General features: G+C 36.8%; 19 protein-coding genes and 1 pseudogene. 1 reads left to right on the top strand and 19 read right to left on the bottom strand.

Annotated features, from left to right (window positions below; translation table 11 throughout):
• Positions 1-219: 219 nt before the first annotated feature.
• The gene (locus Q9R46_RS03055; protein ID WP_311278912.1) at positions 220-594 is read right to left on the bottom strand and encodes a pentapeptide repeat-containing protein; all 375 of its coding nucleotides are present in this window, start codon (positions 592-594) and stop codon (positions 220-222) included.
• A gap of 59 nt (positions 595-653) precedes the next feature.
• The gene (locus Q9R46_RS03050; RefSeq protein WP_311278911.1) at positions 654-1,091 is read right to left on the bottom strand and encodes a GNAT family N-acetyltransferase; all 438 of its coding nucleotides are present in this window, start codon (positions 1,089-1,091) and stop codon (positions 654-656) included.
• 140 nt (positions 1,092-1,231) lie between these two features.
• Between Q9R46_RS03050 and Q9R46_RS03045 the strand changes: the two genes are divergently transcribed.
• A complete protein-coding gene (locus Q9R46_RS03045) occupies positions 1,232-1,915 on the top strand; it encodes a class I SAM-dependent methyltransferase (protein ID WP_311278910.1) in 684 nt (227 codons plus the stop codon).
• Between the two features lie 159 nt (positions 1,916-2,074).
• Here the strand turns inward: Q9R46_RS03045 and Q9R46_RS03040 are convergent, their stop codons facing one another.
• From Q9R46_RS03040 to Q9R46_RS02960, 17 genes and pseudogenes are all read right to left on the bottom strand, one after another.
• Entirely contained in the window at positions 2,075-2,569 is a 495-nt protein-coding gene (locus tag Q9R46_RS03040; protein WP_311278909.1) for an NUDIX domain-containing protein, read from the bottom strand.
• Positions 2,570-2,659: 90 nt separating this feature from the next.
• A complete protein-coding gene (locus Q9R46_RS03035; protein WP_311278908.1) occupies positions 2,660-3,172 on the bottom strand; it encodes a hypothetical protein in 513 nt (170 codons plus the stop codon).
• 24 nt (positions 3,173-3,196) lie between these two features.
• Positions 3,197-3,625: a hypothetical protein gene (locus tag Q9R46_RS03030; protein WP_311278907.1), complete on the bottom strand. Its 429-nt coding sequence runs from the start codon at positions 3,623-3,625 to the stop codon at positions 3,197-3,199.
• Between the two features lie 216 nt (positions 3,626-3,841).
• Positions 3,842-4,429 carry a GNAT family N-acetyltransferase gene (locus Q9R46_RS03025; RefSeq protein WP_311278906.1) on the bottom strand — a complete coding sequence of 196 codons (588 nt, stop codon included), beginning with the start codon at positions 4,427-4,429 and terminating at the stop codon, positions 3,842-3,844.
• Between the two features lie 41 nt (positions 4,430-4,470).
• A complete protein-coding gene (locus tag Q9R46_RS03020; protein WP_311278905.1) occupies positions 4,471-5,100 on the bottom strand; it encodes a hypothetical protein in 630 nt (209 codons plus the stop codon).
• A 159-nt stretch (positions 5,101-5,259) separates the two neighbouring features.
• Complete coding sequence (locus Q9R46_RS03015) at positions 5,260-5,835, bottom strand: dihydrofolate reductase family protein (protein ID WP_311278904.1); 576 nt, start codon at positions 5,833-5,835, stop codon at positions 5,260-5,262.
• 140 nt (positions 5,836-5,975) lie between these two features.
• Positions 5,976-6,437 carry an SRPBCC family protein gene (locus tag Q9R46_RS03010; RefSeq protein WP_311278903.1) on the bottom strand — a complete coding sequence of 154 codons (462 nt, stop codon included), beginning with the start codon at positions 6,435-6,437 and terminating at the stop codon, positions 5,976-5,978.
• 86 nt (positions 6,438-6,523) lie between these two features.
• Positions 6,524-6,856 carry a DUF2834 domain-containing protein gene (locus Q9R46_RS03005; protein WP_311278902.1) on the bottom strand — a complete coding sequence of 111 codons (333 nt, stop codon included), beginning with the start codon at positions 6,854-6,856 and terminating at the stop codon, positions 6,524-6,526.
• 68 nt (positions 6,857-6,924) lie between these two features.
• A complete protein-coding gene (locus tag Q9R46_RS03000) occupies positions 6,925-7,248 on the bottom strand; it encodes a hypothetical protein (RefSeq protein ID WP_311278901.1) in 324 nt (107 codons plus the stop codon).
• A gap of 35 nt (positions 7,249-7,283) precedes the next feature.
• Positions 7,284-7,865, bottom strand: a complete 582-nt coding sequence (locus tag Q9R46_RS02995; RefSeq protein WP_311278900.1) for a DJ-1/PfpI family protein — start codon at positions 7,863-7,865, stop codon at positions 7,284-7,286.
• A 132-nt stretch (positions 7,866-7,997) separates the two neighbouring features.
• Positions 7,998-8,492 carry a GNAT family N-acetyltransferase gene (locus Q9R46_RS02990; protein WP_311278899.1) on the bottom strand — a complete coding sequence of 165 codons (495 nt, stop codon included), beginning with the start codon at positions 8,490-8,492 and terminating at the stop codon, positions 7,998-8,000.
• A gap of 80 nt (positions 8,493-8,572) precedes the next feature.
• Positions 8,573-8,980: a DUF7674 family protein gene (locus Q9R46_RS02985; protein WP_311278898.1), complete on the bottom strand. Its 408-nt coding sequence runs from the start codon at positions 8,978-8,980 to the stop codon at positions 8,573-8,575.
• A gap of 19 nt (positions 8,981-8,999) precedes the next feature.
• The gene (locus tag Q9R46_RS02980; RefSeq protein WP_311278897.1) at positions 9,000-9,392 is read right to left on the bottom strand and encodes a hypothetical protein; all 393 of its coding nucleotides are present in this window, start codon (positions 9,390-9,392) and stop codon (positions 9,000-9,002) included.
• Between the two features lie 21 nt (positions 9,393-9,413).
• Positions 9,414-10,174: pseudogene (locus Q9R46_RS02975) on the bottom strand (nucleotidyltransferase domain-containing protein).
• Positions 10,175-10,247: 73 nt separating this feature from the next.
• Positions 10,248-10,670 (bottom strand): GNAT family N-acetyltransferase, encoded by a 423-nt coding sequence (locus Q9R46_RS02970; RefSeq protein WP_311278896.1) that lies wholly within the window; start codon positions 10,668-10,670, stop codon positions 10,248-10,250.
• 45 nt (positions 10,671-10,715) lie between these two features.
• Entirely contained in the window at positions 10,716-11,204 is a 489-nt protein-coding gene (locus Q9R46_RS02965) for a hypothetical protein (protein ID WP_311278895.1), read from the bottom strand.
• A gap of 221 nt (positions 11,205-11,425) precedes the next feature.
• Complete coding sequence (locus Q9R46_RS02960) at positions 11,426-12,361, bottom strand: serine hydrolase domain-containing protein (protein ID WP_311278894.1); 936 nt, start codon at positions 12,359-12,361, stop codon at positions 11,426-11,428.
• Positions 12,362-12,484 lie beyond the last annotated feature (123 nt).

The raw sequence follows: 12,484 nt of genomic DNA, 5'->3' as shown, positions 1-12,484 counted from the left end.
TGACCCGTTATGCATACTCTTATCTGTAATAAAAGCGGCGGTCACTAAGCAACATTGGATCAATGGTAGAATAAGACGATACTTCAATTTCTTCATCGCAAATCTTCCTTTACGATTTATTGGTTTTTATATAGACGTCCAAAAGTTGTTAGTTGTTTCAGATCATTTTGATAGCTTTTTTTGTAGACAGGTACTTGGGTTCTACTATCACATAATTTCTTATAAGCCCACCATTTCTTTTAAATCCTCGATTGTATTTTCACTTGAGTATTGAATGTTCTTTAGAAAAACAATGCCTTCAATTTGGGCATTCTTAAACGTACAAGCATCAATACTATTATCAATAAACTCCGAATGAGATAAATCAGTTTCACTAAATATCGAAGCTTTAATGTTCGAATGAATAAACTTCGCATGTCTAAAAGATGAGCCAGTAAAGTCTAATGACAATATACACTCTTCAAAAATTACTTCGTCAAAATTAAAATAATGAATAGATCCATATTCCGTTACTTCTACTTTTTTAAAATGCTTTGTTCCTGAACGTACGAGATCTTTTAATGTTTTAATTGTCATTTCAGTTTCTATGATCATTCTAGATGACTCCTCTTTATTTCATTTCACTTAGGTACTTCGTCCCGTTTCATCTAATGTCACCTTACTTCTTTAGTGAAACAATAAGATAATCGATCAAATCCTCTAGATTCATAGAATTCATGTGCTTTTGTACGTTGAAATCCGCAATTCAATATCATGTAAGAAAGTCCGTTCTTTGAAGCAAAATCCTCGGCATAGTTAATTAGTTTCGTGCCTATTCCTTTTTGTTGATAAGCTTCTTGAACAACCAGACCATTAATTTGCAAATATCCCATCTCGTATTCCAAAGCCATGATTTGCACCATTGAAATACAACCTATTACCTTGTTATCTAGTAAGGCGACGACTACTTTGTAATTTTCGTTTGACTTCATTCTTTCAATCCGTGCAGATACATTTTCTAAATTCACTGTACGACTGTTTAAGTCATTGTTCCATAACATGACTAAATCAGAATAATCCGTCTCACGGATTTCGCGAGTCACAACGTCCATGGTAAACCTCCATTAATTATGTTTTTCGTTCGCAGTTGATAGGTATTACCTATGGATTTTATAAATTCCATATATTGGTCTTTTCTCAACTTGTAGTATATCATTTCATTAGTCTAGTTAGTGAAGAGGGGCACGTTGATATGAATAATGATATAAGAACACAATTTAACCAGGTATCACAGAAGTATGACGAACAAAGAAAAAAACTTATTCCTTGCTTTGAAGATTTGTATAATATTGCTACTTCATTAGCAGCTTTAGAGAAGGAAACTCTTTCAGTTTTGGATTTAGGTGCAGGGACCGGGCTAATGTCAAGTTTTGTTCTTCAAAAATATCCGAATTCAAAGCTAACACTGATTGATCTTTCTGAGGGTATGCTTGATATTGCTAAAGTCAGGTTCAGCGATAATACCAGCATTAAATTCATTGTAAGTGACTATACTCAATTCGAGTATAGTGAAAAATACGATTTAGTCATATCATCACTTTCCATACATCACTTGACCGATTCTGAAAAGAAAGAGTTGTTTCAAAAGCTATATTCCATAATGACCCCAAACAGCATATTTATTAATGTCGATCAGGTTCTTGGGAAAACTACATATTTAGAGGAACTTTATAAATCCGATTGGAAAACATACATCGAAAATTCCGGCTTAGATCTGTCTGAAATCTCATCCGCAATGGAAAGAACAAAACTAGATAAAATGTCTACTCTCGATCAACAGTTACATTGGCTAACCGAAGCTGGATTTTCAGATGTAGATTGCATATATAAATACTTCAATTTTGTTGTCATGTTCGCTAGAAAAATAGATAACTGAACTGATTACGTTGAAATGAAATTCAATCATTTATAAGCACTCTTGTGTTAACGGATTTGTTCATCAGCCTGAAAAACTTGAGCGTATAACTCCTGCAGGGTGGGCATATGTTTAGCCCTGCAGAATTATCCAACTAAATCAGCATCCCCATTTTTAAAATCAACTCCTAAAGTCCCTGCTTAAGTAGGTTTCTCGAATCTCCTTGAACAAAAACTCCCGTAAAAAATCATGAGTTGTCTTGGGAAAATGATACGTTCTATGTTGAATATCTTTCTGTATTAATGAATGTTTGATTTTTGCAATAGGTAACCATTCTATTCCGATCTGCCCAATGTCTGCTTGTAAGCCATTAAGGACCTTGTTGGAATCAGGGATACATGTATACATAAAATCAATTGCATGCACTTCTTTCATAAGTAACGAATACTCATGATTTTGGGATATGTACTCTCGGATGCACACCAATTTACTATCTATAATATTCAGTCCAAGCTCCTCTAAGCATTCTCTTTTGAGGGACTGCCCTAACGTTTCATCTGGTTCCTGCGCTCCTCCCGGTAATACATAATAAATCCCTATATTCGGACGTTCTTTCTTAATAAAAAGCAACTTATCGTCCTCAACAATTAATGCTCTAACTGCGTTTCTGACCATCTTGATCCACCTCACAAGGTACATGTTTCACTATTTTAAAATTCTATATATCCCCCTTGTCTTCCCTCTTCATGATGATTCCGCCAAAACTCATACTGCTCTATTCGACCTATAATATAATTCGTCGTTGATCATGAAACGCTTAAATCTCATGCTCTCAAGATCTATAACATTCGTAGCTTCCCTTGAATGGAAAACAATCACATTGAAATATTCCAGCAAGAAGTTAAACGTCATTTGATACAAAGCTTGGATCATGACTTTCGTCCAATCCGAATTACAACTCATATTTAAATCATATAATTCTACAACACCAAAAGGAGGCATTACATCCTCATAATCGAAATCATCATTCGATGTATCTGTTACGTAACTATTTTTGATCCATGCGATCTTTGGTGAATGCTCCTGATATAAATCAATCAATTTACATTGAAAAGACAAGTTATCATTATATTGGACATGTATATGTGCAATATTTTCACTTTCTCCTTGTGTGACATTAATATGATGATCGACCACCAGCGCTTTGATTTCTGGAGACAAGTATTCTACATCTACAAATCTAAAATTTTTTTCTTCGAGAAATGTACTTACTCGCAATATTCCGCCTCCCAACACCCTTGGTTAAATCCCCAGAACTGAAATATATTCTTGAGTTCTCAATTGTTCTTTTATCCATGTTTCAAATTCTATAATTAACTCTCGAAGTCTCCGAACATTATGATCAAAGTCTTGTTGAAACTCATCTTCAGAGCTGCCGAAGAAAAAATATACACATTCGTTGAGCACATCCATTGTTACCTTCTCATCAAGAAGAGCAACAAGCTTATTTAATTTTCCAAGAATTAACATCCAGATATCTCGATGTATTTCAGTAAATGCATAATGATCATATTTAGGATATATATCATATATGGCTTTTTCTAAATAACCAAACACTTCTTCATCGAAAAAAATAGAGTGCTCATTCCAGCACGTTTCCAGATACTTTCCTGGTAAAACTTCAATATAACAAGTGCCTTCGAGTTCTTCTTTATCTCTTATGATCTTCATTTTTACCACCCTCAATCATCTGCGTATACAATCATTCTTTCTTTTGCATCACTCTTACGACCCTCCAGATTTTTAACGATCTGATTCAACCTGGTTTTGATTACAGGATCTGATCCATGACTCCATATAAATAATGATATTCTTCTTGATTCATTATTGATTTCCTCATTTTTCAGTTTGTTTCTTTTCAGCAATGCCTGAAGCCTTCTTTTTCTGTCAGATGGCAAAGTTATCTTCCACTCTTTTCGCTGAATTCTCGTTTATGATCGAATACGTTTTGAGGTCTTCGAATTTCCCTTTAATGAATATATGCTTTCTGTAAATCCCTTCAAACTCCATGCCTGCTTTCTCCATGACTCTTGAAGAACCCGTATTCGCTGATATACATCTAGCTTCTATTCGAACCAAGTCCATATGTTCAAAACCAAATTGGATTATTTTCTCTACACACTCCGTCATATAACCTTGTCCCCAATAATCTCTTGACAATGCGTATCCGATCTCTGCTTTGTGGTGATTAATATCCCAACCTACAAAGTCGCAAGTTCCGATGATCTTGCCTGTGGTTTTATCTTGTATCCCCCATGGGCTTATCTCGCTTTTGTTATATTTATCTATGATGAAATCAACAAATTTTTCGGTATCCTCTATTTTCATATGCGGATGCCATGTTGTATATTTGGATACTTCCGGGTCACTACAGTAAGAATAGATATCCTGCACATCATTTTTTTCAATTTTTCTAAGTATGGTTCTGGAAGTCTCAAGTACAGGTAAATCGTTGTACACATCTTCAATCTTCATTTTTCAACACCTCCAGTTTTTATAGTAGAATGATTCAGGCGTTACACTTCACTTTCATGCAAATGATCAACTTGGATCCAACTCATTTCTTGAATGTTCAGTACTTCCTTAAATTCATCAACTAATTGATGTTTAGATTCCAATTGAGAATAATAGTTTGCATTCAAAACTTGGCTTAATCGTTGTATTTGTTCATCAGCAATTTCAAATCTTTTAAATGCCTCTAGATTGCAATTTATAAACTGTCTTGCGATTGCCTCATTATATTTATTCGTGCTTTGGACTTCTTCAATGAGTTCTATTCGGATATTCTCCCCTCTAGGGTCGACATATAAAAACTCAATATGATCCTCTTCCGGATACCTCTCTTCCGCAAGCTCTATAATTATCGTATCTATTAATTCATATATGATTTGAAGACTTGCAATCTCTTTTGAGTTGTAAACTAAACGATAACCCCAACCATGGTCCTCGAAATTATAAAAATATAATACTGGGATTTTTTCCGAAATTCGAACTAAACTTTCCGGGATTTCTTCACTTACCTCTGTATCTTTAGTGATGAATACAAACCATTGATTATTTAAATCATCTATGTATATTGGATCATATTTAAGGATTTCCTCTTTATATTTCATTAATGTTACGCTTCCTGAAGTAAATTCGCTCAAGGTTTATGCTCCTTTTCATATTTTAAGACATATCTCAGCCAAATCAGATTACGGAAAATTATTATCATCTATAAAAGAACCCAGCCTTAGATCATTTTATCTTAGACTGGGTTCTTTGTGATGGGATTCTCTCCCGTTATTTTACTTTAAGAAGATCCCTCATTTTATCGCCCGGTAAAAGAGACCTAGAGCACCGGAATCAAAGGTTTTATTTTCAATAAGTTGAAGATTGATCTTCTGGTTGAGACCTTGGAATAACGGTAATCCGCTTCCGATTAATACGGGAGAAACCGTAATTTTATATTCATCTATTAAATCAAGCTGCATAAGGTAGTGTGCAAACCTTGGACTACCGAGTATGACCATATCCTGACCTGGCTGCTGTTTGAGATTTTTGATCTCTTCTTCGATATTTTCTTTTACCAATCTGGAATTGTTCCACTCTACATCATCCAGCGTTGTGGAAAAAACGATTTTCGCGGTCTTCTCGATCCACTCGGCATGCTCCCGTTCATGCTGAGAAGCTGATGCGTCCGACCGTACGGATGGCCAGTAACCGTGCATCATCTGATACGTCCCACGTCCCCAAATAACCGTGTCAGCAGTGCTCAGAACTTCTTTCGCGTGTTTCTCCAAGTCCGAATCGTAAGAAACCCAGCCAATATCCATGTCTCCATTTGGTCCTTCTACAAAACCGTCAAGCGATGAATGCAGAAATAAAACGAGTTTTCTCATCTTCACTTCTCCTTGTTTATAAGGGATATCTCCGCAAAATCTGAACTGAATTTGGACATGATGCATCTTGTTTTCTCATATGTTTTGCTAACTACAAATGAAATATACGACTATTTCAAAAAGATGTATATAACGTTCCTCTATTTACTTTGCATCTCTATTAATAATTTCAATTGTTGATTTCGATGTATGAGGAAACGCTTCATATATGATTTTAAAATGATTCGTTCGGTGACCCAGCCTATAATTCCAAACGGAGCTACCATAGTAAGCCGGTCTTTCATGAGTGTCTTGCCGTTATGTTCTTCAAAAATATGCTCATGGCGCAAGCTTTTAAACGCACCTTTCAGCATTTCATCGACAAAATAATAAGGAGCTTGGTACGCTGTGATCCTTGACGTCAACTTTTGCCTAATCCAAAAATGTCTGGCCTCGAAGGTTACTTTATCATTATGATTAATCTTTCCAGAAGTCACTCCTGCGACAGCTTTCTCTTTCGTATGTTTCCAGACCGTTTGTGTATGAACATCAATATCTCTCGCCATATCAAAACATAACTCTATTGGAGCATCGATTAGAATCTCTGTCTCAACTATAACCACTCCATAATCACCTCAACAAGTAACCAACGTTTTATTTGGATTAGGACTACATGAATCCGCCACTAACCTATAACCACTCTACAAGTTTATTTATTTTTCATTTTATCCATATGGATTTCACGCAATAATAAAAATAATGGCAATCCAAATGAAACCCCAGCAGTTAACGTTCCAATGATCGGTAGCCACATATGCTTTACTCCAATTCGCTTTCCTTCATATATGATAAAACCAATCAATACGACTGCCGAAATTAACACATCCAACCAAGCAAACTCACTAATCCGATTCTGTCTGGCTTCACTCAATAGCATGGTTAGATTGAATCCGTTTTCACCAATCCAAGGAATAAACGCCATGTAGGGCAATGCGATTCCTAAAATAGTTAACACCCCATAAAAATATCTCAAATCTCTCACCTCATTAATATATTTTGTCCATCTAAATTCACATACTGGAAATGACTCACGTGCACCCAGTCAGCGTTCTAGAATGCCCACCTATGATCTTCTGGCAAACACTCATCACAGAGTAATCGATCATCGACAACCGCTCCGTTGTTTAGTTCACCTATATGATCCGGTTTTTCTCTGTCGGTTACCCACGAGTTACATTTGAAGCACTTTCCGCAGTTCATTGTTTCTGAATCCAGTAAGATAGTAGAACTACTCTGCCAATCTAATTTTAGATTTTCCCCGACTATCATTTCGTTCTCAAGTTCTGGGATCAAATTGTCGCCAATTTCTTTGTATTCTTCATCGCTCAAATCAATTAAATAAGCAACCTTAACAAGATACGTTTTCTTATTCATTTCCTCCCCCTCCTTGATTTGTCCTTTGCAAAAAACTACACCTCAATGATTCCTACTGCAGTGTAGGGATAATCAATCTGCTTCTTTACTACATTGGCCTCTTCTTGGCCTGCAAACAATTCAATCAAATATAGTCCCAAATCAATCGATGTCGCTACGCCTCCCGCAGTGATCACGTTTCCATCCTTTACGATTCTCGTTTTAACTACTTCTTTGCAGTACGGCTCAAGTAAGTCATATGCATTAGGATGGGTTGTTGCTATCTTGTCCTTCAAGAAACCGGCAGCGCCTAATAAAAGCGAACCCGTGCAAACCGAGATTTTGTACCTTACCGATTCGGCAGTTCGAATCCAATCCACAAATTCAATGTCTTCTTTTAATTTTCTAGTCCCCATACCTCCTGGAACAAAAACAAGATCATATTGAGATAAATCAGGTTTGATGACATTCACCTTTACGTTCATCCCAAGCTCATCTGTCACTTCCTCAGTCAATCCACAGATGTCCCAGGTCGTTCCTTTGGTTTGGTCAAATAAATTCAACCGATAGATAACATCATAGAAACCAACAAAATCAAGAAATGTTACTCCATTGAATAAAATGAGTGCCATTTTCATAGAATCATTCCTCTCTTTTCTGTCGTAATCAACAATCGCCTGCAGTAGAGGTTGAAGACCTTTCCCGCTCACTCGATTTAATCAATCACAGGCTCCATAAAGTTTTCATCGGGATTCGCAACCTAAAGGTCGTCACCTATGTAATTCAAGTCTACATCCTGTTTTATCTTTAAACTTACCATCTTCAAAAACAAAGTCATTCAATTTTTCAAATCCGTTCTTCTCAAGGACCTTTAACGAGCCTTTATTACTCGCCAAACATGCACTTCTAAGAATTTGAAGATCTAATTCATGAAACGCAAAGGCAATAGCCTTTTGGGCTGCGATTGTACCTATGCCTCGGTTCCAGAAAGGAACTGCAATCCAGTAATCCAACTCTGCTGTTTTCTCAGTTAAATCAACAGCATTTAAAGACATGACACCCGCAAATTGATCATCCAATAAAATCGTAAATACATAGGATATTCCTTGTTCACGTCTGGCAATCACCATTTTTGCCCATGATTCACCTGCTCCATCTGGATAAGGATATGGAACGTTGCTTGTCTCTGAAATTTCAGGGTAACTTGCATATTCCTGTACATATTCCGCATCACTAGGTAAGACAAAACGAAGCGTGACTTTCAACCGAATCATCTCCTTTTCATGCTTTTGAATGATTTAGGATTGCTTCAAAATCACCAGTATCCAGAAGATTATGATTGTTCCTAAATCGGTCCTCCAATGTATGGAGTTTTTCCATTCCAAAAATCAATTACATGATTCCACCATCGTTTTGATTCTGGTTTTAAACAATTTTCAAATTCAATATACTCAATATTCTCATCAAGTAATTGGTTCTGAAATGATTCAAGAATACCGACTGTAGCAAATTCTTTAACAAATGAATCTCCATTCGTATGAAACTCTTCAATGACCTCGAATAATGCATCGAATTCATCCGTCTTTTTGCGTTGATAACACTCAATAACATGTTTGACGAAGTCACTTATATCGACATAGATCAATCTCTCTTCTCCAAGTTCATAGTTCTCTTGGATGTACCGTTCGTATCTATTGTTATAGGAGGGCACGGCTGTTAATAACCTCTCCATGATTTCTTCTTTTTCAATCATTGTCGTATTCACCTTCGTTTCAGGTTCGCATTTCTCTGACATAGGGTGTGACTGCAAAACAATCTTCCAGATCGCTCTCATCTTGAGCCCAGTAATTAATGGTATGGATATGTAACTCATAGTCTTTACGTAGATTTTGTCTTATTCTATCCCATAGTTCCTTATCATCTGTTCCTTTTCCTTCGGAAAGGTAGTCATCCAATGAAGAGATCATAATGATCATCAGTGTAAATTTCTCATTGTCGTTTAATGGATGATTTTCGTAATACGTAATGAATTCATCTAATCTCGATGCATCAGCCGACGTATACTCCCAGTCCTGTGAAAATGGAGTGAGTGGCGGCAGATTTAACTTTTGTATGAGACTTTCCATGGACGCTTGTTCAACGTATCTAGGAGTTGCCTCCTTCATCTGTCCCACCTCACATTCATTTTAATTTCTGGAAGCAGCCATTGTATGTAAAGCAGTCTCGAAATAGCGATATACTTCCTCTGCATTTCTCAGAAACTCTTCAACAGGTACACGACTACTATCCAAGTAACAAGCATACAGATATTCAACTAAAGCGGGGTCAATCTCGCAATAGTTTAATATCGCATTTTTCATCTTAGTCATGTCGTCTTCCCATACCCCTGTATCTTCTATGATCAACGAGTATAATGCGCGAAGTAATCTCTTCGAGTAACCTTTAGTGTATCTCGTTTTCAGCGCGTCATCACTAGCATTAGAAAGTGAACGATGTACACGATCCACTTCCTCCTTGGTATCTGTATTTAAGTCTAAAATGAATTCCGGAGAAATGATGATCGGGGGTACTTTTTCACCATTGTCCTCCCCATGTATGCAAACACAAATGATTTTAACCCAAAACCCCAATCATTCGGCCTACTTAATACATCATCCATCGAGCAAATGATCGTATCCATCTTCGTGACAAATGGGTATTCTTCCAAAAGCTTGTCCTTGATATTCGACAATTTTTCGTAATCAATATCCTTGGGATTGGCACATACAATCGTAAAGTCTGCATCGGACTTATAAGGTTGAGCCGTTCCTTTGGGAATCGAGCCACACATATAAATGGTATGAATCTTATCTTTGAATTCGTTCAGGATATGCTCTACATACGTATCAACCAAATCCTTATATTCACTTTGTATGTTAATTTGACTTATAACTTTTTCTAATATCATATAGGGTCCTCCTCATTTAAGAACTTCTTTCGGCTATGTGTGCGGTGGATTCCTCTTGCTCGAAATGCCTCTATTATGGTTTCTTTAAGTATTGGATCATTCCTGCACCATAACCTTCATTGGGTCTCTCCACGAATCCAAATTTCTTATAAAAATCCTCTTTGCCTTTTGCCGACATGAGTCCCACTGAACTTCCTGGCGGATAAGTACTGGTGATATACTCCATCAGTTCCGTCATTATTTTATGGCCTAAACCTAGCCTTTGATAGGAAGGTAACACGATAATGTCTTGTATGTAAAAAGTAAACCCACCGTCGCCCACGACTCTTCCATATCCTATGGTCTGCTCTTCAACCTCTAGACAGATGGAATATAACGTGTTCTTTAATCCACGTTCAATGGCCTCTATATTTTCAGGATTCCCCCAGCCCACGATTTCCCTGAGATTCATATAATCTTCTACACTAATTTGTTTTTTGAGTATTTGTACTTCCATTGAAATCACCTCCGCTAAATTTATGTTGAGATTCCCTGGTATCCTCTACTGCACTTTGAATTCTTTGGACTCACTCGATAAACTTATTTTCTTTTGCTTGCCATCATTATTCATCATAAATTCGACGTGCGTTTTAACTTTGTAATTGCCCGGCTGCTGGATAACGAATTGATAATACTCCTTACTTCGTTGATCTTGTCCATTATTTCTATATTCTTCACCTGGCCCAATCTCAACCTGATAGCCAATAGCGTGTTCTAATAGCACGGTTGCGTCTGGAAGGATTCTCTCGTCATCTCCATTATAAATCTCATAACTGAACATACCTGATCCATGAGATATCTCCACTGCCTTTTTTGAAGAATTTTTCAAATACCCTACGAATTGAAAGGGTTTGTTGACCTTAACATTTTCAATCTCATCTATTCCAACCTGAAAGATGGAGTCAGAAGACTCTTTTTCATTACTGGCCGAACAGGCAGTCAAAATTAAAAATAATATCAAGATCATTGCTTTTATATTTAATTTTATCATTTGATACATTCACCTCATGCAAAAATATCAGATAACGTTTGGAATTCACGAAGTCGAGAAGCTTAAAAGACGTATGCTTCAGCCGCGACATGGTTAGATCCTCAATGTTGTCCACTGCAAACGACTCATCGAAATGCCCTTGCGGTTCAAGGAGCCGGTAGGCACCGTGTATGAATGTGCGATTAGATTAAGTATTAAGCCTTCTTCGAGGGTTTGCCCTGTTACAAATTATTTAGGCATTCCTCCAGTATTCGTAATGGTTTCAATGAGTCTTCATACATGTCACTGGTTATTGCAATAACCATATCCAAACTAGGTATTATGCATATATATTGACCACCAAAGCCCAAAGCAAATATCATTTCTGTCCCACTTGCTTCTGTATTGTTCATATTAAGGTGTCTTACCCACCAATGGTAAGCATAATGACCAATCGATTCATAAGTAAAATAATAAGGTTGCGTAGATTTTTCCAACCAGTCTGATGAAACAATACGAGTGTTTTTCCATATCCCTTGTCGCAAACATAACGTACCAATCTTTAACATATCAACAGTAGTCATCGTCAAGCCATCTGCACCCCGGTTAATCCCTTTATTGTCTTCGTACCAATGTACATTCGTGATACCAAGTGGTTTAAACAGATGGAGGTGTGCGAATTCTATAGCTTTCATTCCTGTAGTCTTCTGCAAGATCGCTGTTAACACATGCGAACAACCAGAATTGTAATTCATTTTCTCTCCTCTGTTATGTTCAAGATTTCGTTCAAACACATACTTTATCATGTCCGAACTAAACAGCATTGGAGTGGAATAATTCCATTCACCGAATTCGGGCCATTCAAACCCCGCCGACATCGTAAGTAAATCTTCAATCGTGATGTCTCGTTTTCTAGGATCATCAAGGATATTTGTTAATTCCGGGAAAAAACTACACACTGGTTCTGCAATACTCTTTATGTATCCCTTATCAAGTGCAATGCCAATAAGTATGGATAAAATACTTTTAGTGCACGAATTGATTTTTTGAGGATTGTTTTCTATTTTACGATTTTTATAGTATTCAAACACTAAACGATCTTCCCTCATGATTAGACAGCTTTTGATTTTTGTCTTTTTTATCGCTCGTGCAAATTTATCAAACGTCTTCGAATCCATTCTATCATCCTTATCTGTATATTATTTTATTTAACGTTCACTGTGATCATGAACGCCTACGGGGTTGTCTGCTGAAATACCTCTCCTACGCAAACCAAGGCTCCGAAAGGAGCCATAGCTTGG

It is taken from the genome of Paenibacillus sp. RRE4 (assembly GCF_031844205.1).
GTDB classification, from domain to species: Bacteria; Bacillota; Bacilli; order Paenibacillales; family Paenibacillaceae; genus Paenibacillus; species Paenibacillus xylanexedens_B.
This window is presented reverse-complemented; position numbering and strand designations above follow the sequence as displayed.